The sequence below is a fragment of the Rhodococcus sp. 06-1474-1B genome (assembly GCF_002258885.1).
GTDB classification, from domain to species: domain Bacteria; phylum Actinomycetota; class Actinomycetes; order Mycobacteriales; family Mycobacteriaceae; genus Rhodococcoides; species Rhodococcoides fascians.
The window spans coordinates 484500-505040 of the sequence record NZ_NOYR01000034.1 but is presented as its reverse complement, the minus strand read 5'-3'; the positions used below and the strand labels follow the sequence as shown (position 1 = coordinate 505040).

The following is a 20541-nucleotide window of genomic DNA, read 5'->3' as shown; positions in this document are numbered from 1 at the left end:
ATCCGAACATATCGTCAGAAAGGCAGCCGGCCGTGAAGATACTGCTCGGCACACAACACACGATCGAATGGATCGTGCTCGGCGCGACGCTGGTCGTCGGCTTGGCGACCGTCACCATGGCAACCGGGTACGGCATCGCCGCCGAACCCGGCGTCGGCGCGGGCTTCCTGCCCCTGGTGGGCGGCCTCGGAATGATCCTCGGCGGCGCGATGTGGGCGATACAGCTCGTCCGAGCGCCGCGGGTGACGGCACCCGAACCGGAACTCGAACTCGAACCCGCCACCTCTGCGGCCGTCGCGTTCCTCTCCAGCGACAACGAGGAAGACGCCGACGAGACCGAACTCCCCGACCTCGCAGGCTGGATCAGAATCGGAGTGGTCGTCGCCGCGATTGCCGGCGCGGCACTGGTCCTCCCCACCCTCGGCTACACGCTCTCGATGGCGGTGATGCTCGCCGTCGTGTTGACGTTCGTCGGGAAGCGCACCCCAGTGGTTGCCATCGGCGTCGCAGTGGCCACCACACTCGCCACCCGACTGGTGTTCGACGTCTGGCTCGGCACCGCACTGCCGGCTTCCTCCATTCCGTTCCTCGCCGATTGGGGGTTGTGAGTCATGGGATTTCCCGATCTGATGGCAGGTTTCGTCAACGTCCTCACTCCGACGCATCTGCTCTTCGCACTCCTCGGCTGCGTACTGGGCATGCTCGTCGGCGTCCTCCCTGGGTTCGGCCCCGCCGCTGCGGTGTCGCTGCTGATCCCGATCACCTTCGGCCTCGACGCCACCACGGCGCTGATCATGCTCGCCGCCATCCTCTACGGCGCAGCATTCGGCGGCACTGTCACCGCGGTCCTACTGCGCATTCCCGGTGAGGCGTCTTCCATCGCAACGACACTCGACGGCTACGAGATGGCCAAGAGCGGACGCGGCGGTCCCGCCCTCGTCGTTGCCGCACTCGCGTCGTTCGTCGGCGGACTGGTCGGCGTCGTCGGATTCGTCGTCGTCGCCCCGTTCAGCCGATTCGCACTTGAATTCGGTGCTCCCGAACTGTTTCTCGTCGCACTACTCGGCATGGCCCTGATCACCAGTTTCTCGGGCAACAACCCCGCGAAAGCGCTGATCAGTGTGGGGCTCGGCCTGGCCATCGCGTCGGTGGGCATCGACTCCGGCCAAGGCATCCAGCGGTTCACGTTCGGCATGCCGGAACTGTTCGACGGCGTCGCACTCGTGGCCGTTGTGATGGGCTGCTTCGGTCTCACCGAAATTCTCATCCAAGCCCGCTCGGCGGGCGGTGCCGGCCGACGACCACTCGCCGTCGGAAAGCTGCTGCCCACCAAGACGGACATCACCAGGTCTGCAGGCCCCACGATGCGCGGCTCCGTCATCGGCTTCTTCATGGGCCTGCTCCCCGGATCTCCGGGTGCTGCAACCTCATTGGCGTCCTATGCGATGGAGAAGAAGCTCACCAAGCGTCCCGGGCAATTCGGTAAGGGTGCCGTCGAGGGTGTCGCCGGACCGGAATCGGCCAACAACGCACTCGCACTGTCGTCGATGATTCCGCTCTTCACCCTCGGCATCCCCACCTCCGCGACCGTAGCCATCATGGCCAGCGCCTTCACCATCAACGGTCTGATCCCCGGCCCACTGTTGTTCCGCGACAACCCTGAAGTGGCCTGGACCATCATCGCCAGCTTCCTCGTCGGCAACATCATTCTGCTGATTCTCAACGTGCCACTGGTTCGCCTGTGGATTGCCGTACTGAAGATCCCGTTCCACTACCTGATGGCGATGATCCTGGCCTTCATGTTCCTGGGCGTCTACAGCATCAACGGCAGCGTCTTCGACATCTTCATCATGCTCGGCGCAGGCGTCATCGGATACCTGTTCCACCTCACCAAGATTCCTCTGACTCCACTGGTGCTGGCCCTGATCCTCGGGCCTCTGCTCGAGGAGAACTTTCAGCGTTCACTTTCGCTCTCTCGCGGGGACTACGGCGTCTTCGTCGAAGGTCCCATCAACAAGGTTCTCCTGCTCGTCTTCATCGCAGCCGTTCTGTTCGGAATGCTGCGCCCCGTCCTCGCTCGCATCCTCTCCCGCCGCGCCACCCAAACCCAGCCCATCGAGGAGCCCGTCTCATGAGAACACTGCCCACCCTGGTCGCGGCCATCTCCGCCGCCGCCCTGATTGCCGGATGCGGCTCGAGCACAGCCGATTCCGGAGCATCGTTCCCACGGAACGGTGCCACCGTCGAATGGGTCGTCCCGTCTGCCGCAGGCGCAGGCAACGACATCCTGGCCCGAATCATGGCCCCCGCCATGGAGACCGAACTGGGTGTACCGGTCAAGGTCGTCAACAAGGAGGGCGGCAGCCAGGTCGTCGGACTGAACTACCTGGCCAACGCCAAGCCGGACGGTGAGACCATCGGCTTCACCAACATCCCGTCGATCCTCGGGCGATACCTCGACCCGAGCAAGAAAGCCGGGTTCGATCGCGAAAGCTTCTCGCCCATCGGTTCGTTCGCTTCCAACGACATCGTGATCGGGGTCAACAAGTCCAGCCCGTACAAAAACATTGCCGAGCTCTTCGACGCCGTCAAGGCCAACCCGGGGTCCATCACCGTGGGCACCGATTCCAGGGCCGGCGACGACCACGTCAACCTCCGCACCCTCGAAGACACCCTCGGCCTGGACTTCAACATCGTCCACTACAACAGCGGAGCCGACAAGATCTCGGCATTGGTCTCCGGCGAAACCGACTTCGCCCTCGGCGGAGTCTCGAGCTTTTACGGCCAGTTCGCCTCGGGTGAGGTGAACATCCTCTCGGTTCTCACCGAAGAGCAGAACAAGCTCATCCCCGAGGTACCGACGCTGGCAAGCGAGGGATACGACGCGCCGTTCATGACCAACAACTTCGCCATCAGTGCCCCCGCCGGCACCCCGGACGCGACGATGACCACGCTGCAGAACGCCCTCGAGACTGCACTGGCCGACCCGGCAGTCGCCGAGAAGCTGACCGGCGCTGCGACGCAGCCCGATTGGGTGTCCGGTGCCGACGTCGCGACCCTGTGGGAACAGCGTGAAACCGAGATCGAACCGATCATCGCCGAACTGCTCGCCGACCAGCAATAAGTCACCCGAAAGGCATTGATCTCATGAGTACCGAAACCTATTCCGCCACTGCCGTATCCGACGACATGATCGAACGCTTCTCTCGAGTGCCCGCAGCCAACGTAGGCGATGCCCAGGAGCGCTTCGGCATCATCGCCGGACTGCGGCCCATCTGGGCCGGAGCAGCAGTCACCGGCCGGGCGTACACCGTCTGGACTCGATCGGGCGACAACCTTTACATTCACAAGGCTCTCGACGACGCCCGCCCCGGCGACGTCATCGTGGTCAACGGCTCAGGTGACGACACACGCGCCCTCATCGGCGATCTCATCGGTATTCGCGCCAAATCGCTCGGCATCGCCGGCTTCGTCATCGACGGTGCCGTGCGCGATGCCGACGCCTTGGCCGAGTTGGGTCTGCCCGTATTCGCACGCGGTGTCACACCGGCGGGTCCCTACAAGAACGGGCCGGGCCGACTGAACGAGCCGGTCGCGCTCGGAGGAGTCGTCGTCTCACCCGGTGACCTCATCGTCGCCGACGCCGACGGAGTGGTCGTCGTCAAGAGTGCCGATGTGGACGACGTCATCGTCGCGGCCGAGGAAGTGGTGGCGCGCGAGGCCTCGAAGCGAGCGAGCTTCTCGTCGTAGATGCGCTAGTCGGGTCCTCCACGGTGTGAGCAATGTCTGCTCCACTCCTGGGCCCCGGTGGCGGAATTCCCGCAGCCGGGGCCCGAGTGGAGCAAACCTCCCGTCAGCGAACCGAGATCACTTCTTCTTCGGATCGTGGCCCCAGTTCATCAGTGAGTAGCGCCATTTGGTGTCGGTGATGTCCCCGTCGGGCCGCTGAGCAAGGTGTCGTTTGCAGTAACCGACGACCTTTCGCATGTGCTCGTAGTCGTCGTCGGACAGGTCCGCCTTCTTCGTCTTCAGGATTTCGACGATGCGGCGGCCGCTCTCGTGGCCCGTCGACTCGCCGCCCTCCTTCTTTTGCCCGACGTCCTTCGAGTCGTCGGTGCCGAGAAACTCGTCGAGTTCCTTCGCCGTCATGTTGACGAGGTCATCGAACTCCGTCTTGATGTCACTGTCGTCATCGGCCATCAGTCCGTCTCCTTCGATTCACCCTCGGTGGTGGTGCCGCGTGTCTCCCGTTCGACCGCATCGGCCTTCGGAACTCGTCTCGTTCCTAGTCCGCCGCATACCCACAGTTGGGCCGTACTCAACCTGCTGGTCAGATCTGATTACACCGCCGCAGGGCGGCCCACTCGAAAGCCCTGCAGCAGGTCGGCCCCGATCGACGTGGCCGCTTCGAGGTCGTCGTCGGTCTCGATGCCCTCGAACACGCACCTGGCCTCGGTTTTTCGCGCGAACTCGAGCACCAGTTCGGCCAAGGCCGACTTCACGCGATTGCCTTTCATGCCGTGAACGACGAACGCGTCGAGTTTGACGATCTGCGGCTCGAGCACGACGAGCTGCCGCATACCTGCGTACCCGGATCCCACATCGTCCACTGCGACAGCGACGCCGCCGCGTCGAAGTTCGGCCAACACTGCGATCACCGCATCCTCGTCGTCCTGGGCGGCATGTTCGGTGAGCTCGATTACCAGTGACCGTCGTCGGCCGAAGTCGAGCAGCACATCCACGAGGGCGGCATCGACCAGTAGCGTTGCAGCACTGAGGTTCACCGCAACGAAGCAACCATCCGGCAGACGCGCTGATTCGCCCAATGCCTTGATAGCCGCAGATCTGTCCAGAGCAGGACCGAGGCCGCACTGCGCTGCATCCGCGAACCACGCCTCGGTGTCACCGCCGCCCGCCGGGAAACGCGACAGGGCCTCGTATCCCTCGATCACGCCATCGCGTGCACGGACGATCGGCTGAAAGACAATGTCCGGACCACCGCCGGCAATGACAACCTCCACCCGACGCCGCGACCGCAGCAGTGTCGAGCGCAGCGGTGTCGACGCGGCCCTAGCCAACGGCACGATTCCACACCCGAACCACCGGGTGGAGCCGAACAGGAGCCGCAACCGGGCGCATCGTGGCAAGGACTGCATCCGGATCCCGGTCGCCGAAACTGGTCAGCAGTGCCCTGGCACGCTGTCCATCCGGCGGCCAGCACAGCCCGAACGCGTCTGCTATCGCCACATAGTCATGGGCACGCTGCTCGACGGTCGAGGCTGCGGGACAACGATTTCGCAGTACAAATTCTCGCACCGGCCGCCAGCGCCTGCGGCCGCCGATCAACCCATGGAGCATGGTGCCATGGGGACGTCGGCGAACCGATCCATCAGGAACGCTGCAGCGGCGCCGCCGTACCCGTCGATCAGCTGTGGCCCGAAGTGGTTGGGCAACACCGCACCCTGCAGGATCGGCGGCAACGGGTTGGTTCGGAACTCGACCGTGGCACCTCGCCCACACCAATCCTGAGCCAACTGCCGGGCCTGACCGTACGGCACGGTGTCGTCGTTGAGTCCGCTGGTGATCATCACCGGTGCGTTCGGAGTACTGCGACCTATCCGCTGAGCCCCGAGGATGCGACCCGCCTGCGGAATGGTGCCCAAGTTCTCGAGCATCGACTTGCCGTCCGCGGTCAACGATTCGGTTCGCAGGAACGGGTACTTCAGAATGGTGTCGCCGATGCACTGCGTCGACAGATCGTTCAGCACTGCCTTGCCGTGATCGGTGAGTCGCTCTTCGACGAGCGGCAGCAAGCTCGGATCCCGCTCTACGAACCCGTTGAGGGCATAGCCGATCACCCCTCCGATCAGCGTCCCGTCGACGGTCTTCAACACCTCGAGCAAGTCCGCTGTGGGAGCTCCGGCCCACGTACCCTTCACATTCAGACCTGGTGCGTACTCCGAGGCGAGTTCGGCCGCCGCGGCTGCCGCCCCACCGCCCTGGGAGTACCCCCAGATACCAACGGGTGCATCGGTATCACCGAGAAGCTCGTTCGCGGCACGAGCACCGTCGAGCACCGCATGAGCCTGCTCGACACGATTGACATAGGTGTGCACACCGGGCGTTCCCAACCCGATGTAGTCGGTCACGAACACGTTGGCACCCATCGATCCCCACAGAGTGGAAGACAACAACTCCTGATTGAACGAGATCGACAATGGTCGTGTCACAGCGTTGACAGTCGTCGGAAACGCACGAGAAGGAGCGCACTGATCGGCTTGACCCACCGTGCCGGGCGCGACGACGATGGTCGGCCGCGGGCCTGCACCACGCCAGGGCACCTCGGTCTCGATGAACGTGCCCGACACGCCCACCGGCGTATCGTCCTGCGTCCGTGACGTGTACAGCACCCGCTGCGCTTGAACGGGGTAGGCACCGTCCGCACCGGGCAGAGCCGCGAACAGTGACATCGGCTGCGTCCGCAACACGGCCCCCGGGTCGTCGACGACCTGAGCCGGAGGGACGTAGAAGTCGTCGACGGGGTCGGCATTCGCTGCCGAGCCTCCAAGCACGGTCAGGGAAGACGCGAGCACGGCGGTGACTGCGACGCCGATCATGTTGCGGTACAGATGCATCGGTCTCTTTCTGGTGGGGGTCAGATAACGGTGCCGATGTCGTCGGCAACGATGTTGTCCAGCGCACGTTCGGCCAGTGCGGCGATGGTCATGGATGGGTTGCACGCTGCGGTGGTGCCGGGCATGAGTGCCCCGTCGAGGACATACAGTCCTCGCTGGCCGTGGACACGACCGTCAAGATCACATACTGCGCCCATGTTGGCCCCACCCAACGGATGCCAGGTGGACGGGAACAGTGCATTGGTATCGGTGAGAACACTGCCCGATCCGGCGATACGACGCACCGTCGGATCGATCGAACCGTCCTGAATCAGGCTGTCGCCGTTGGCCGGCCAATGTAGTCGCACCTGGTCCATGGAGGAGTCGTAGCCGAAATGGCCGCGGCCGCTGCTGACTCCGTACCCGACGAGCATCGTGCTGTGGGCATCGAACGACAACGGCGGTATCGAGGCCTGGATGACGGTGTGCGCAGTGTTCGGGTCGTCCCAGTTCAGACTGCCGAACACCACCGGACCGCCCTGGGGCGCACCGAAAGTATGCTCGATGCTCGACCACACGTAGATGCGATCGGCATTGGTGCCCCAACCCTGTCCGAGCTGGTCCGGCAAGTCCGAGATCGCTCCGGTGGCACCGGCACGCACGAGCAGCTTCGTGGTGTTCAGGCTGCCCGCCGCCATGATCAATGCGCCGGCAGTGAGTACCTTGTTCTCCAATACCGTTCCGTCGGAGTCGATTCGATCGACATACACCGTCCAACGGCCGTCGGCACGCCGCTCGACACTGGTGACGTGGTGATGTGTCGCAACCGTGGCCAGCCCCGTCGCCTCGGCGGCCGCGATGTAGGTGACGTCCACGGAGTGCTTGCCGCCGTTGTTGACTCCGAATGCACCGGACCCATCGGTGTACGACGGTGCCATCACCCCGCGTGTCTCGTCGAGGGCGAAGTTCCAGTCGATCGGCATCGGGATCTTGGACACCGGCAGACCCGCTCGACGAGCATTGGCCGCAAACACCCGCGCCGCTTGATAATTGGGCGTACCGATCAACTCGTCGGGAGCCTGCTGGAGCTGCAACATCCGCGCCACGCGTGGGTAGTGCACCCGATTCAGAGTCGGCCAATCCAGACCGGCCGGAAAGTGCTCCTCGAACACCGGCTGCGATGGCTGCAGTGTCATTCCCTGGTAGATCAGGGATCCGCCTCCGACACCGGCCGCGCACAGCGCAGTCATGTTGTCTCCGGGCACCGCCTCGAGGAGGCCGACGTACGGATCGAACGGAAAAGGCCTACCGAACAGGTTGGGACTCGAACCGTGCCACAGCATCCGCTTGTCCGGTGACGTGGCATCGGGAAACGTGTCTGCGTTCGGGCCTGTGTTCCAACGTCTTCCGCGCTCGAGCACCAGAACCGGCACCCCGGCTTCGGCCAGGCGCAATGCGGCGACGCCACCGCCGAACCCCGATCCGATGATCGCCACACGATGGTCCTCGCGGGTCAGCGGGATCTGGACGCGTCGCCCGCCCGCTGCTCGCGCCACTCCCGCGCCCGATAGTGCGGCCAATCCCGCAACCGCAGTCGCGCCGAGAAACGACCGGCGATTCAAATTCGACACGTACCCCCCAATGGTGTGCAGCAGCGCGCATCGAGACCTGTGTCACGTGCACGTGCGAAGCAAAACTAGACAGATGTGGCTTATGGTGTCAAGTTTTTGGGGGTCCGTCAGAACAGGAGCGGAATCAGCCAGCGCCGCAGGTATGACCGCAAACCGTCGTCGTCGTGGATCTGCGCGTCGTCGAACAAGATGACGGACAGCCCGTTACGCACAAGCACCGAATCGATACCGTCGAACCGCGTCGCATCGAATCCGGGATTGCGTTCGATGTAACCGTCGAGGAACTGACGCACCACCGGTTCGGCTCGATCCATCATGTCCGGATCGAACAACGGGTTGGCGTTGCCTGAACGCATCAGAGAATTGAGCACCGGTTCTCGTCGAATGAGGTTGCGTGCAGCCACAATAGTCTCTACGACGAACTCGGACGGCGTCTCGGCCTGATCGGCCTTTGCCCGGATGCCACCGATCACGTCGACGACAAGACCGACCATCGCCTCCGAGATCATGTCCTCGCGCGTGCTGAAGATCGAATACACCGTCTGGCGCGTCACGCCTGCCGCCCGCGCAGCCGCCGCAATGGTGACATCCTCGAACCCACCCTCGGCAATGAGCCCGAGGGTGGCGTCGAGAATCTTCTGCTTCGAACGCATGGTTCGAGTATGACGGCAATCCCGGCTCGGCGAGTCATCCGATGAGAGGCCGCCGATTCTTCGTCAATTTTTCGAGCTCGGCCTGCATCGCCCCGTGCACCCGCCCCGCGAACTCCTCCGCCGTCTCGTCGGCGTCGGCGTGCATGGGCGCGAGCACCGAGGTCTCGAGTTTGGTGGGAAGCGGCAGGTACGGAAGAAGCCCAACCAGACCGAGATTGACGCCCCACGGAATGGACACCGACAACGGAAACGTTTTGAGCCGCAGCACCTTGTCCAACCTCAGCACCTTCGCCAACCGCTTACCACTGCTGAGTACCAGCAGGGACTCCCCCGCTCCTGCTGTGACGACGGGGACGACCGGCACCCCCGCCTCGATTGCCAAACGGGCGAACCCGGTCCGACCCGAGAACATTATGTCGTTGCGATGCCGCCACGACTTCAAAGCATCGACGTCACCGCCCGGGAAGACCAGGACACTGCTGCCCTCCGCAAAAGCGTCCAGGGCCGTTTGTCGCCCGGCGGGCCTGGCACCGAACGGTTCGATCAGTTTCTCTGCATGCAGAGTCCACGCGATCTGGTGGGTCAGCGTGATCAACTCGCGGTCGATACCGAGCTCGTCGTATGCGGCCGCGAATGCGAACACATTGAGATCGATGACTCCGCCGAACCCGTGGTTGGCGACGAACAGCACCGGGGTATCCGGAACCGGTTGCGCTACGGTCACTTCCAATCGGTTGTAGAGGCGAACAGCACTGATGCTCGCCGCGCGAACGACTCGAGCGATGTTGTCCACCGCCGACTACCGGTCCAGTTGCAGGTCTGCCAGCGCGCCGGCGATCACGAAACCTCCGGCGATTGCACAGCCGGCCGTTCTCGTTCGTTGCGGCAGGTGAGCGGTGAGCGCGAACGCCGCGGTGTCCCAGACGTCGACGGCCACACCTGCTCGCAGCAGAGTGCGCACGGCCTTCGGCGCGTACCGAGTTGCCGCATACAGGCCGCCGCCGATGTATATTTCACGAATTCCGAAGGTGCGAGCCGCAGCTCGCGTCGTCGCCACCGCCGCGTCGGGCCCGGCGAGGAGTTCGTTGGCGCGAGTGGGCGCAACCATGTGGGCGATGCCGATCGCTGCCCGGGCGAGCCCGACCGCCTCGGGAAGACGACGAACCAGACCGGACGCAGAGCCGATAGCCATGAAATTCCTTACGTAGTGGGAACAGCGGATTCGCGAGCAAGCCGTCGGAGCAGGCCGACAGCCTTCTTCATGCCGTAGGCAACGATGGTCGTGCGGCCGTCCTCGTGGTTCCACTGCAGCAGCGCCGATCCGTCGTCGACGGAACCCTCTAGCACGGTCGGATTACCCAGTAGCGGAAGAGGACCGACGACCTTGATGGACAGTCCCAGAATCTCGGTCCAGAAGTAGTCGTCGGTGGGCGCACACGTGGGTTCGAGGCCGAGTGCGGAGGCCGCTGCGACCTTGCCCTGCGCGACGGCATTGGACCAGAACGGGGCTCGACCGGAACCAGCACGTGAATACGCGACGTCGCCTGCGGCGAACACTTCGGGAAGCGTAGTGGTGCAACGATCGTCGATCGCAACACCGCGATCATCGGCGATACCGGTACCGTTCAACCACTCGGTCTCGGGCACATCACCGGCGCAGGTGACCACCACATCGGCGTCGAGGGTGCGGCCCGCGAGCTCGATCCCGGTAACGGGGTTGCCCGTCAACGTAACCAGGCTGTCCGCGCGGAGAAACTCGACCGACGCTGCCTCGGCCCGGGCGGAAATCGCGTCGGACAGGTAAGTACCCAGTAGGCGTTTCAACGGAGGGTCGACGTCCACGACAGTGACTGCGATTCCGCGCGAGACGCACGCACTGGCGACCTCCATGCCGAGGAATCCGGCACCGACGACGATCGCCGTCTGCGCCGCATCGAGTTTCGGACGTAGTGCCCGAACATCGTCGAAGGTCCGCAGCACCGTCTCGCCCCTTTGCCCGGGAGCCGCAATGCGACGTGCAGCCGCTCCGGTGGCGACGATCAACCGATCGTACGGAACATCGGTACCGGCGGCGGTCGTGACTGTGTGGGCCTCGGCATTCACCGATACGGCCCGATCACCGATTGCCTCGATCTCGAGGCCCGACAGATCCCACGTTTCCGCCTCGGCTGCTTCGCCTTTGAGCACGTGCTTGGACAACGGCGGCCGCGCGTAGCAACCGTCGGCATCGGCCCCGATCATCGTCAGTGGACCTTCGTGTCCGCGGGCCCTCAGTTCGCGGACAGCGGTGCACGCGGCTATGGAGTCTCCGACGACGACGATCCTGCTCTCGAGAGAGCTCACGCCTGTTCTCGCAGTGCCGCCACCGGACACACGCCGACCGCAGACCGGGCCGAGACCGCGAGGTCGTCGGGAATGTCGTTGCCATCGAAGGCGTAGTGCAGTTCGCCCTCGTCATCGAGGCTGAACACCTCGGGTGCCTGTTCGGCACAGATGCCGTGGCCCTCGCACCGATCCCAGTCGACGTCGACTCTCATTGCTGTGTCCCTTCTGCCGCCACCAATTCCAGTGGCAGCGTCTCGTATCGATGAATGACGTTGTTGACAGCTCGTACGGGTGTTCCTGCGGGAACGAACTTCTCGACCCGCTGCGCCAGCACCCGGAGCATGGTCTGGGCTTCCAGACGGGCAAGCCCCTGGCCGGCGCACCCGTGCACGCCGGAACCGAAGCCGAGCTGACGCGCCGCGTCACGGGTGATGTCGAACGCGTCGGGGTTGTCCCATTCACGCTCGTCGCGGTTCGCCGACGCGTAGACCACCAGTACGCGAGCACCTCTCGGGATTCGCGATCCGTCGATCTCGATGTCACGGATCGCTCGGCGCGAGAACGCTCTGATCGGTGACTCGTAACGGACGACCTCGTTGATTGCATTGGGAATCAGGTCGGGGTCCTGCCGGATTGCCTGCCACTGCTCGGGGTGCCGGGCGAACAGATCGAGAGCACCGGAAATCGCTCCGATGGTGGTGTCGAGCGACGGACCGAGGTAGTCGATCATCAGGGCAGGACAGGCCGACTTCTCGATCTTGTTCTCGTCGGCGGCCTTCAGAACGTCGTCGCCCATGCTTCCCGGAATCACCGATCGATCTCGCACCACGCGCCGCGAGAAGGCAAGCATCTCTGAGGCACCCTTGACGGCGGTGATCGAGTGTCGATTCACGGGGCCGAGGGAATCGAATGTCGCACCGGCCCAGCGGAGTAGATCCTCGCGGCCGTCCTCCGGCCACCCGACGAGATCGGGCACGATCGACATCGGCAGCGCTGTCGCGAGATCGTCCACGCCGTCGACGAATTGTTTCTTCAGTGCCGCGTCGACGATGCTCTCGGCCTTCTCCTGCACCGCCGCTTTCATCTTGCGGACGGCCTTCGGAGTGAGTCGATGCGCCAGCACCGATCGCTTGGTTGCATGCTCGTCGCCGTCACTGTTCAGTGTCGTTCCGCGGCCGAGCCGATTGGCGACGGAATTGAGTGCCACCCCGTCCCCCGAGATGAAGGTCTCGTCGTCGAGCAGCACCGCCTTGCAGTCCGCGTAGCGCGAGACGGCGAACACCTGCTGGCGCGGCAGCCACACCACCGGGCCGAGGGCGCGTAGCCGAACGTAGTGGGGGTACGGATCGAGAATCGCATCGGTGGAGTACAGATCGTTGCGGTACTGCGGGATCGTCGCGTTCGTCGTCATGAGGTCCTTCGGTGCCGCCGGAAGTCGATACCCCTGCCTTCGCAAGGTGTTGACGATATCGTCACTCACGGCACGGCCGTACGTCAAGGGTTTTTGACGAATTCGTCATCATTGATTCGCGATAGGCTGCATCGACACCGCAGAGCAGGAGCAGATCGTGACCGAAGGCAACCGCGTCGAGCGCCGCAAGGCACGCACCAGAGCCGCGCTGATCCAGGCCGCGCAAGGGTTACTCGCCAACGGGAACACCAACGCACCCGTGCTCGAAATAACGCAGGCCGCCGACGTCAGCAACGGATCGTTCTACAACTACTTCGAGAGCAAAGAAGAACTGTGGCAGGCCGCCATCGACGCCGCTCTCGAGTCCGTCGGCGACTACCTCGATTCGCTCACCGTCGGTTTCGAGGATCCGGTCGAGAAGTTCACCCAATCGTTCAGACTGTCCGGACGCCTGTTCCGCCTCGAACCGCAACTGAGCCGTGTCCTGCTCAACTCCGAGGCCGCCGCGTTCGCCGCGGCCGGTGGCCTGGCACCACGGTCGCGTCGCGATATCGAATCGGCCGCAGCGCAGGGGAGATTCGACGTCGACGACCCGGATCTCGCCCTCGCGATCGTCGCCGGTTCACTGCTTTCCATGGGCCGTCTGCTCCTCGCACAGCCCGACCGCGACGAAGCGGCGACGGTCGACGGCACCACCGAGCGAGTGCTCCGCGCACTCGGAATTTCGACCGACGAGGCACGCACACTGTGCAGCAGTCCACTACCGGCGTCCTACAGCGGCGACGTCCACGCGGCCGTCGTCCCCACTGCGTCGCACTGAGCCCCCCTGGGTTTGCCGTCAGCCCCTCTGATGTCGGGGTGGGCCGTGCACGGCTACCGGGGCCGGAACGGCCCGAGCTACCGGCTCGATCTTCCGACTCCCCCCGCCGGTGTCGATGTCGAGAAAATGCTGGAGTTCGTCGTAAATCGGAGTGTCCGTCATGGGCCTTGACCTTCTCGACCTTCGGAGATGCAGATCGTTCGGCTTCGCTGAACCATTGATGGTGCTCGGTGGACCGTGTGACCCCGACACTACGGCCCTTCGGCATCCTGCCATCGGCCGACGGAATCGACCATCCGAGCCGCCAACACGGCAACTCGCGTGTTCTCTCGCTGCGATTGCTGAACCAACGCGGCGAACGCGGCCCCAGGAGTCATAGATTGCGTTGCCATCAGGATGCCCTTGGCCTGCTCGATGGTGGCCCTGGTCGCCATCGCCGCACGAAGACCGACGACTTCCTGCTTCGCCTCAGCCGTGTGCCGGGAATTCCATACTGCCGCTTCGACCGACGTGACGAACATCTTCACCACCACTTCGTCGATATCGTTGAAGCCACCGGCATCGAAGCCGTAGATGTTGAGCGAGCCTGCATGCTCGGAATCGACTGCCAGCGGTGCCGACAGGTAACTCTGCACTCCGATGTCTGCTGCTGCGGCTGCGAATGCAGGCCAGCGAGTGGTGATCTCGTCGACTCGGACGCACACCAACCGATCGTGGCGCGCAGCTTCGAGACACGGCCCCTCGTCCGCTCGGTACTGATCGGCATCGATGTCCACCACACGAGCGTCCGAGAATGCAGCGGTGGCAGGATTCTCCGAATCATGATGCAGCAGGGTCACTCCCGCCATATCCGCCCCGGGAATTGCCACGACGGCCTGCTCGCACAGGCCCTGCAGCACAGTCTCGAATCGGCTGTGCTCGAGCAATATTCCGCGGAACACATCGAGCGCCTCGAAGGTGTCTTCCGCGAAATACGTCGTCGCACCCGGCACGTGTGATCGCCTCGGGAGTGCCGCCGCGATCTGCTCGTCGAACGCGGCTGCGGCCGCTCTCTCGGCAGCCGAATCGTCCGGCGTTTCCTCGGATGTCCGATCGGTCACGTGGTCCCGCCCCCATACGATGCGGCCATCACACCCTTCGCCGTGAACGAGCAACCTACGGCGTTGGCCCTCGCCGAATGTTACAACCGTACGCCCACTGCCAATCGGAACTGAATGATCCGGACACCGTATTGATCTATTGACTTTCGATAGATTCCTGTCGATACTCGCTAAATGCTGAGTGGATATCGAGTGGTAGTCCTGTTGCTTCGCCTGTTTCTCGCCGCGTTGTTCGCGGTGCTGGTGCTGATGCAAGTCATGTCGTTGCCCGGGCAGTTCGCCCACATGGCCCAGGAATCTCCCGAATCCGCGTACCTGCGATGGCCGCTGACCATCGTGTCGATCTTCTGGGTGCTGTGTATTCAGGTGGTCGTGGTCGCGACATGGAAGCTAATGACGATGGTGAACCGCAACGCCATCTTCACCCGCGCTTCGTTGGTGTGGGTAGACACGATCACGTGGTCGATCGCCGCGGCCTGGGTGGTGCTGGTCGGCGTCTTTCTCTACGTCGGATTCGGAGCCGACGACCCGGGCCTGCCGCTACTGCTCTTCCTGCTCGTCGTCGTCGTCGCCGTCGCCGCAATGTTGATGGTCGTCATGAGGACCCTGCTCAGTCAGGCCACGGAACTGCGCAGCGACATGGACGCGGTCATCTGATGGCCATCGTGGTGCGCATCGATGTTCAGTTGGCCAAGCAAAAGATGAGCGTCGGCGAGTTTGCCGAACGCGTGGGGCTGACGCCCGCCAACATCGCAGTCCTCAAGAACGGACGGGCCAAAGCCGTGCGCCTGAGCACCCTCGACGCCATGTGCCGGGTGCTGCACTGCCAACCCGGAGACCTCTTGGAATGGGTGGACGAATGAGCACCCGCGGCACTACTGACCGGTGACATCCAGAGCGGCACCGACGATCGAATCGGTGTCGATGTGATGATGCTTGTACACCTCGTCCAGCGAGCCCACCTGACCGAAGTTGCTGACGCCCAACGACGTCGACGCAACGCGGTTCACGTTCGCAAGGAACGCCAGCGTGTGCGGATGGCCGTCGAGGACGGTCACCATCGGTGTCGCCCGATCGGCCGGCAACAGCTGATCGAGAATCCACGACTCCGCGTTTCCGTGTCCCTGTCGAGCCTGGACGGCTCGATAGAGTTGACCCGGACTCGTGATGCACAGGACGTCCGCAAGAATGCCGATGCGCTCCAAACGTGCTGCGGCGTCGAGAGCTTCGGGCATGAGCGCACCCATCGCCGCGATCGTGACGGTGGCTCCGTCTCGTCGCACGAGCGGGTAGCCGCCGGCCACCACCTGTTTGCGCCTGCGTTCGCGGGCCGCCGGATCGGTGGGCACGTCGGCCAGCGTCTGATCGACCGGCCGGGTAGACAGGCGCAGGTACGCCGAGGTGCCGTCGGGGCGACCCAACTTGGCGATACTGGCGAGCAACGTCCACTCGACGTCGATGGCGAAAGCCGGCTCGTACGAGATGCACCCGGGCTGCTCCAGACCGATCGATGGAGTCTTGATCGACTGGTGCGCACCACCTTCCGCAGCCAACGTGACACCCGACGGCGTACCGACCAGAATCGACTGACCGCCCGCGTAGATGCCGTACGACCACGGTTCGAGAGCGCGTTCGACGAACGGGTCGTACATCACCCCGATGGGGAACAATGGCTCTCCCCACCGACTCCACGTTGCACCCAGCTCGCCCATCAATCCGACCAGATTGGTCTCTGCGATACCGAGTTCCATGTGTTGACCGGTGGGACCCTCACGCCAGTGCATGATGGTTTCGGCATCGTCACCGAACCAGTCGTGCCGCTCCGACGACGACCAGACACCGACCTTGTTGACCCAACCGCCGAGATTGGTGGTGGAGCTGACGTCGGGACTGACCGTCACGACGCGTCGAGCCGCATCCGGGGCCTCACGCGTCAGGTCGATGAGGGTGCGGCCGAGCGCGGCCTGCGTCGTGGCCGTGCCCTTGGGAGTACGGCCGATGTCGGTGGGAACTGCAGGCGGTGCCGAGACGGGCACCGGCTCGCGGCGCAGCCGTTCGGCGACATCGGCGCACAACTGCCCGGCAGCTGTGGCGTCGTCGAAGCGGCCCCAGGGCGAGTCTGCATCCGTGCCGAGAGTCTCTGCGAGTGAGGCATATTCCTCGATCGTCAACAGGGAGGAATGGTTCTGCGGGTGCCCTTGTGTAGGGAGCCCGAAGCCTTTGACCGTGTAGGCGATGATGACCGTGGGCCGGGTGTCGTCGATCTGCGCATAGGCCTCGCGCAGCGCGTCGAGATCATGGCCGCCGAGATTGCGAATCGACTCGGTGAGAATCAGATCGTCGAGGTCACCGATGAGCGCAGTGATCGCCGCGGCATCGGAACCGTTGCCGGGCAGTCGATCACGCAATTCGGACGCCGAGCACCGCAACAGCCGCTGATACTCGGGATTGGGCATGTCGAGGATGCGGCGCCGCAAGGCGTCGCCCCCGGTACGCGCGAACAGGTTCTCGAGCAGCCGACCGAACCGCACGGTGATGACCTGCCAGCCTGCCGCGTCGAACATCTTCTCGAGGCGACGCGCCGCGATGTTCGGCACCACTCGGTCGAGGGACTGCCGGTTGAGGTCGACGATCCAGACGATCTCGCCCAACTCACCGATGCCCGGATCGATGACGGCTTCCCACACGGCACCCTCGTCGAGCTCGGCATCTCCGACGAGCGAATACTGCCGTCCGCGAAACCCACTCGGGGTGTCTGCGGAAAATGCGGAGTCGACGAAGCGGCGCGACATTGCGCCCCAAATAGGTGCCGTCGCACCGATACCCACCGATCCCGTCGAGTAGTCGACGGTATCGGGATCCTTGGCGCGCGACGGGTAGGACTGCAGCCCACCGTACGAGCGCAGCGTCGTCAAATACTTCTCGTCCAGCTCACCGAGAAGGTAGTTGATGGCGTGCAGCACCGGCGACGCGTGCGGCTTGACCGACACTCTGTCGCCCGCTTCGAGCTGCTCGAACCACAGCGAAGTCATGATGGTGACCATCGACGCACACGACGCCTGATGACCGCCCACCTTGAGACCCGTCGGATTGGGCCGGATTCGGTTGGCGTGGTGGATCATCGATGTCGACAACCACAGCACCCGCTCGGAAATGTCGTGCAGGGTTTCGCGCCCCCCGGTGACCGCGTCTCCGTCGGTCGAATTGCCGGTGGTCGAGCTGAGGCTGGTCATGGCGAGCACTCCTGAAATAGGCGACGAAAGATTGCATCGAGTGGATGTGGCGGGACCGGATGGGTCCCGTCACTCCATGAGGCAAGCGTTCGGATTGCGAAGCGCCGAGTCAGTCGCGTCTGTGATGCAACCGGCGTCAGTCGACCAGAACCTGGCGGGCTGCGCAATAGAAGTCTTCGGTATTGAGCAGTCTGCGCAATTTTCGGAATCAGCCGTGGCATTTTCTGGTCGACCTGATCACCGCGACCCGGCACCTCGACGGGTCGCAGAATCGACCACGGCCTCGAATGCGTCGACGATCAGCGCGACCGACTCGTCCAGATCGAGATCCGCCGACTCGAAGAAGGCGTCGGCGGTTCGATCGAGAAAGCCTGTCCACCCTGAAATCGCAACAGCGACCAGCGGCGGCAACGGATCCGGAAGTTCGGCCAGGGCCGCGACCTGACGCTCACCCTCGGCGCGAGCCTGCCGGAGGGCGCTCTCGACGCCTGCCTCACCGAACTCCTCCTCCCGCACCACGCGCAAGTAGAGCGCTCGGTGATCCCGCAGAAACTCGATGTGCCGTCGGACGAATCCTTCCAGCCGCGCTCGGACGGTCCGCTCTTCGGACTGCGGCCCCTGCGCGTCGGACAACTTGCCCAGAACGTCGGCCAGCGCAGCCTGCACCAGGCCCTGCTTGTCGGTGAAGTAGTAGAAGAGCAACCCGTGCGCCACACCCGCTCTGCGCGAGATCGCCGCCGCACTGATGTCTGCGCTGGCACCTTCGGAGATCATCTCGATCGCGGCGTCGATCAACGCCTGACGGCGATCGCGACGTGGGCGGGCACGCCGCGACTGCTCTGCATCGTCGACGTCGTTCGAGGGCACCGTCCGAGACTAATGCAGATCGAGCCGGCATTTGCGTCGACCTCTTGCGTTATTTGCGGCTCATCTGCAATATATGCAACCGAGCCGGAGTTGCCGCGCTCACCCTCGAGGAGGTCCGATGATCACAGTGACCAGTGCCGCAGGCGGGATCGGACGGTTGCTCGTCCGGCAACTGACCGCGCAGAAGATGCCCGTCCGCGCTGTCGTGAAGAACGACAGCCAGGCTGCGACCAGCCGTCGAGACGGGGCAGCCGAGGTCGTCGTGGGCGATCTGCGGTCGCCCGACACGCTCGACAGAGCCCTGGCCGGAGCCGACGTGCTCTATCACGCGGCACCGACCCAGGTCATCGACGAGAGACCGATCATCGAGCACCTGATCGCGACGACTCCGGCAAGTGGATTGCAGCACATCGTGTTTCACTCGGTCATCCATCCGGACCTGCATCAGCTGACACACCATCACCAGAAGGACATCGCCGAGGGTCTGCTCCGCAACAGCGGGATCCCCACCACGGTGCTCAGGCCGTCGCACTACATGCAGAACTACCTGGAAGTGTGGGAGTTCCTGCAGGCGGGCGTCATGCCGTACCCGGTGTCGCCGGACAGTGTGATGGGTGTCGTCGATCTCGCCGACGTCGCCGAGGCCGCGGCGAACGTACTGATCGACCCGTCGCCGCACACCGGCCGCACCTACGACCTGTCCACGGTCGAACTCACCCGACACCAGATGGCCGAGATCTGGTCACGCGTGCTGGGGCATCCGGTGACCGCCATCCGAATCCCGCCCTCGTCGCTGACCAACTCGCTCGACGTGCTGCCTACACTCCCCACTGTCATCGGTCATGCCGTGCGATCGACGAAGCTGCGTTCGCTCGGACATATCGTTCGCGGCGCGCAGGCCGCGTCGAATCCCCGCGATATGAAGAACTGGCCGGAAGATGCACGTCAGGCGTACCGCACGATGATGACCCACTACGACGGCCATGGCCTACCCGCAGGTGACCTGACGGTTCTTCCGACTCTGCTCGGACGCACACCCACCTCGTACGAACAGTTCGCCCGGCGCTCGGCCGCTGAACTCGGACGCACGGAACGATGAGCCGCAGGGCTTTTCGCTACAGTCCAGGCCGCTCATTGGTCACCGGGGCGAGTTCCGGAATCGGCGCCGAATTCGCTCGAGCGCTCGCCGCCCGCGGCTCCGATCTCATACTCGTCGCCCGACGGGAAGATCGCCTGACGGCGCTGGCAGGCGAGCTCGAATCGAACTACGGTGTGCTCTGCCGAACAGTGCCCTGGGACTTGTCGGAGGAGGCCAGTGGTCGCCGGCTCCGCGCCATCGTTCCCGAGCGCATCGACCTCATCGTCAACAACGCAGGATTCGCGGTCCAGGGACCGTTCGTCGACGGCGACGCCGACGATTTCGAGCGGCTCGTCGCCGTCGACATACGCGCGGTCGTGGACATCTGCTCGGCGTTCCTGCCGGACATGATCGCCTGCACAGCAGGCACCATCGTCAATGTGGCCAGCACGACGGCATTCCAACCTGTCCCGACTCTTGCCGTGTATGCGGCCGCCAAAGCCTTCGTGCTGAGCTTCAGCCAGTCGCTGTGGTACGAAGCAGCGCAACACGGAGTCAGAGTGTTCGCACTCAACCCCGGCCCCACCCACACCGAATTCTTCGACGTCATAGGCGATTCGGCCACAGCCACCGGTACCTACCAGACACCGGCCGACGTCGTCGCCACCGCCATGAAGGAACTCGACGCCAAACGGTCACGGCCACATGTTATTTCGGGTCGCCGCAATGCTCTGCAGGCGGCGATGGCGGGTATCGTCCCCGCACGAGTTCTACTCCCGGCCCTGTCACGAATGCTGCACTAGACTGTC

General features: G+C 64.0%; 21 protein-coding genes and 1 pseudogene. 9 read left to right on the top strand and 13 right to left on the bottom strand.

Translation table 11 applies throughout. The features are described 5' to 3' along the window. The first annotated feature begins 32 nt into the window (after positions 1 to 32). The 4 genes from CH266_RS24200 to CH266_RS24185 are packed head-to-tail and all read left to right on the top strand — an operon-like array spanning position 33 to position 3750. Complete coding sequence (locus CH266_RS24200) at positions 33 to 608, top strand: tripartite tricarboxylate transporter TctB family protein (RefSeq protein ID WP_094716320.1); 576 nt, start codon at positions 33 to 35, stop codon at positions 606 to 608. Positions 609 to 611: 3 nt separating this feature from the next. Continuing rightward, on the top strand, positions 612 to 2135 hold the full coding sequence (locus CH266_RS24195; protein ID WP_082519354.1) for a tripartite tricarboxylate transporter permease: 1524 nt from the start codon (positions 612 to 614) through the stop codon (positions 2133 to 2135). Then, positions 2132 to 3124: a Bug family tripartite tricarboxylate transporter substrate binding protein gene (locus CH266_RS24190; protein WP_057474357.1), complete on the top strand. Its 993-nt coding sequence runs from the start codon at positions 2132 to 2134 to the stop codon at positions 3122 to 3124. Before CH266_RS24195 ends, CH266_RS24190 begins: the two co-directional genes overlap by 4 nt. 23 nt (positions 3125 to 3147) lie before the next feature. Continuing rightward, entirely contained in the window at positions 3148 to 3750 is a 603-nt protein-coding gene (locus tag CH266_RS24185; protein ID WP_032371760.1) for a methyltransferase, read from the top strand. Positions 3751 to 3867: 117 nt separating this feature from the next. On the opposite strand, the gene CH266_RS24180 is transcribed toward CH266_RS24185, so the two are convergent. From CH266_RS24180 to CH266_RS24135, 10 genes and pseudogenes are all read right to left on the bottom strand, one after another. Beyond that, the gene (locus CH266_RS24180) at positions 3868 to 4200 is read right to left on the bottom strand and encodes a DUF3140 domain-containing protein (RefSeq protein ID WP_032387659.1); all 333 of its coding nucleotides are present in this window, start codon (positions 4198 to 4200) and stop codon (positions 3868 to 3870) included. 140 nt (positions 4201 to 4340) lie between these two features. Then, positions 4341 to 5084, bottom strand: a complete 744-nt coding sequence (locus tag CH266_RS24175; RefSeq protein ID WP_176457195.1) for an EAL domain-containing protein — start codon at positions 5082 to 5084, stop codon at positions 4341 to 4343. 258 nt (positions 5085 to 5342) lie between these two features. Next, on the bottom strand, positions 5343 to 6635 hold the full coding sequence (locus CH266_RS24170; RefSeq protein WP_255176005.1) for a lipase family protein: 1293 nt from the start codon (positions 6633 to 6635) through the stop codon (positions 5343 to 5345). 20 nt (positions 6636 to 6655) lie between these two features. Further along, on the bottom strand, positions 6656 to 8245 hold the full coding sequence (locus CH266_RS24165) for a GMC oxidoreductase (RefSeq protein ID WP_094716318.1): 1590 nt from the start codon (positions 8243 to 8245) through the stop codon (positions 6656 to 6658). Between the two features lie 509 nt (positions 8246 to 8754). Then, positions 8755 to 8898: pseudogene (locus CH266_RS26140) on the bottom strand (TetR/AcrR family transcriptional regulator); the annotation flags it as partial. Between the two features lie 34 nt (positions 8899 to 8932). Beyond that, positions 8933 to 9691 (bottom strand): lysophospholipid acyltransferase family protein, encoded by a 759-nt coding sequence (locus CH266_RS24155; RefSeq protein WP_094716317.1) that lies wholly within the window; start codon positions 9689 to 9691, stop codon positions 8933 to 8935. Between the two features lie 6 nt (positions 9692 to 9697). Continuing rightward, positions 9698 to 10090, bottom strand: coding sequence for a hypothetical protein (locus CH266_RS24150; RefSeq protein WP_032367038.1), 393 nt, complete (start codon positions 10088 to 10090; stop codon positions 9698 to 9700). An 8-nt stretch (positions 10091 to 10098) separates the two neighbouring features. Next, on the bottom strand, positions 10099 to 11241 hold the full coding sequence (locus CH266_RS24145; RefSeq protein ID WP_094716316.1) for an NAD(P)/FAD-dependent oxidoreductase: 1143 nt from the start codon (positions 11239 to 11241) through the stop codon (positions 10099 to 10101). After that, complete coding sequence (locus CH266_RS24140) at positions 11238 to 11435, bottom strand: ferredoxin (protein ID WP_094716315.1); 198 nt, start codon at positions 11433 to 11435, stop codon at positions 11238 to 11240. Before CH266_RS24140 ends, CH266_RS24145 begins: the two co-directional genes overlap by 4 nt. Then, entirely contained in the window at positions 11432 to 12634 is a 1203-nt protein-coding gene (locus CH266_RS24135; RefSeq protein ID WP_094716376.1) for a cytochrome P450, read from the bottom strand. Before CH266_RS24135 ends, CH266_RS24140 begins: the two co-directional genes overlap by 4 nt. A 157-nt stretch (positions 12635 to 12791) precedes the next feature. Here CH266_RS24135 and CH266_RS24130 point away from each other — a divergent pair, with 157 nt between their 5' ends. Beyond that, complete coding sequence (locus CH266_RS24130) at positions 12792 to 13454, top strand: TetR/AcrR family transcriptional regulator (protein ID WP_032374898.1); 663 nt, start codon at positions 12792 to 12794, stop codon at positions 13452 to 13454. A 251-nt stretch (positions 13455 to 13705) separates the two neighbouring features. On the opposite strand, the gene CH266_RS24125 is transcribed toward CH266_RS24130, so the two are convergent. Beyond that, positions 13706 to 14554 carry a GAF and ANTAR domain-containing protein gene (locus CH266_RS24125; RefSeq protein ID WP_141214571.1) on the bottom strand — a complete coding sequence of 283 codons (849 nt, stop codon included), beginning with the start codon at positions 14552 to 14554 and terminating at the stop codon, positions 13706 to 13708. Between the two features lie 174 nt (positions 14555 to 14728). Here CH266_RS24125 and CH266_RS24120 point away from each other — a divergent pair, with 174 nt between their 5' ends. After that, positions 14729 to 15211, top strand: a complete 483-nt coding sequence (locus CH266_RS24120) for a DUF2975 domain-containing protein (RefSeq protein WP_094716314.1) — start codon at positions 14729 to 14731, stop codon at positions 15209 to 15211. Continuing rightward, the gene (locus tag CH266_RS24115) at positions 15211 to 15417 is read left to right on the top strand and encodes a helix-turn-helix domain-containing protein (RefSeq protein WP_027495448.1); all 207 of its coding nucleotides are present in this window, start codon (positions 15211 to 15213) and stop codon (positions 15415 to 15417) included. The genes CH266_RS24120 and CH266_RS24115 overlap by 1 nt, the downstream gene beginning before the upstream one ends. 12 nt (positions 15418 to 15429) lie before the next feature. Here the strand turns inward: CH266_RS24115 and CH266_RS24110 are convergent, their stop codons facing one another. Together CH266_RS24110 and CH266_RS24105 are read right to left on the bottom strand one after the other, a co-directional pair. Continuing rightward, entirely contained in the window at positions 15430 to 17787 is a 2358-nt protein-coding gene (locus tag CH266_RS24110) for a transketolase-like TK C-terminal-containing protein (protein ID WP_094716375.1), read from the bottom strand. A 237-nt stretch (positions 17788 to 18024) separates the two neighbouring features. After that, positions 18025 to 18654, bottom strand: coding sequence for a TetR/AcrR family transcriptional regulator (locus CH266_RS24105; protein ID WP_032392141.1), 630 nt, complete (start codon positions 18652 to 18654; stop codon positions 18025 to 18027). Between the two features lie 118 nt (positions 18655 to 18772). Here CH266_RS24105 and CH266_RS24100 point away from each other — a divergent pair, with 118 nt between their 5' ends. Both CH266_RS24100 and CH266_RS24095 read left to right on the top strand, forming a co-directional pair. Then, the gene (locus CH266_RS24100; protein WP_094716313.1) at positions 18773 to 19753 is read left to right on the top strand and encodes an SDR family oxidoreductase; all 981 of its coding nucleotides are present in this window, start codon (positions 18773 to 18775) and stop codon (positions 19751 to 19753) included. Then, the gene (locus CH266_RS24095; protein WP_094716312.1) at positions 19750 to 20535 is read left to right on the top strand and encodes an SDR family NAD(P)-dependent oxidoreductase; all 786 of its coding nucleotides are present in this window, start codon (positions 19750 to 19752) and stop codon (positions 20533 to 20535) included. The genes CH266_RS24100 and CH266_RS24095 overlap by 4 nt, the downstream gene beginning before the upstream one ends. Positions 20536 to 20541: the final 6 nt, after the last annotated feature.

Bases quoted from the DNA above. Each gene is read 5' to 3' on its own strand.
- CH266_RS24115 (WP_027495448.1), top strand. From the start codon at position 15,211: ATGGCCATCGTGGTGCGCATCGATGTTCAGTTGGCCAAGCAAAAGATG.
- CH266_RS24185 (WP_032371760.1), top strand. From the start codon at position 3,148: ATGAGTACCGAAACCTATTCCGCCACTGCCGTATCCGACGACATGATC.
- CH266_RS24140 (WP_094716315.1), bottom strand. From the start codon at position 11,435: ATGAGAGTCGACGTCGACTGGGATCGGTGCGAGGGCCACGGCATCTGT.
- CH266_RS24195 (WP_082519354.1), top strand. From the start codon at position 612: ATGGGATTTCCCGATCTGATGGCAGGTTTCGTCAACGTCCTCACTCCG.
- CH266_RS24110 (WP_094716375.1), bottom strand. From the start codon at position 17,787: ATGACCAGCCTCAGCTCGACCACCGGCAATTCGACCGACGGAGACGCG.
- CH266_RS24190 (WP_057474357.1), top strand. From the start codon at position 2,132: ATGAGAACACTGCCCACCCTGGTCGCGGCCATCTCCGCCGCCGCCCTG.
- CH266_RS24095 (WP_094716312.1), top strand. From the start codon at position 19,750: ATGAGCCGCAGGGCTTTTCGCTACAGTCCAGGCCGCTCATTGGTCACC.
- CH266_RS24150 (WP_032367038.1), bottom strand. From the start codon at position 10,090: ATGGCTATCGGCTCTGCGTCCGGTCTGGTTCGTCGTCTTCCCGAGGCG.
- CH266_RS24180 (WP_032387659.1), bottom strand. From the start codon at position 4,200: ATGGCCGATGACGACAGTGACATCAAGACGGAGTTCGATGACCTCGTC.
- CH266_RS24135 (WP_094716376.1), bottom strand. From the start codon at position 12,634: ATGACGACGAACGCGACGATCCCGCAGTACCGCAACGATCTGTACTCC.
- CH266_RS24170 (WP_255176005.1), bottom strand. From the start codon at position 6,635: ATGCATCTGTACCGCAACATGATCGGCGTCGCAGTCACCGCCGTGCTC.
- CH266_RS24100 (WP_094716313.1), top strand. From the start codon at position 18,773: ATGATCACAGTGACCAGTGCCGCAGGCGGGATCGGACGGTTGCTCGTC.
- CH266_RS24120 (WP_094716314.1), top strand. From the start codon at position 14,729: ATGCTGAGTGGATATCGAGTGGTAGTCCTGTTGCTTCGCCTGTTTCTC.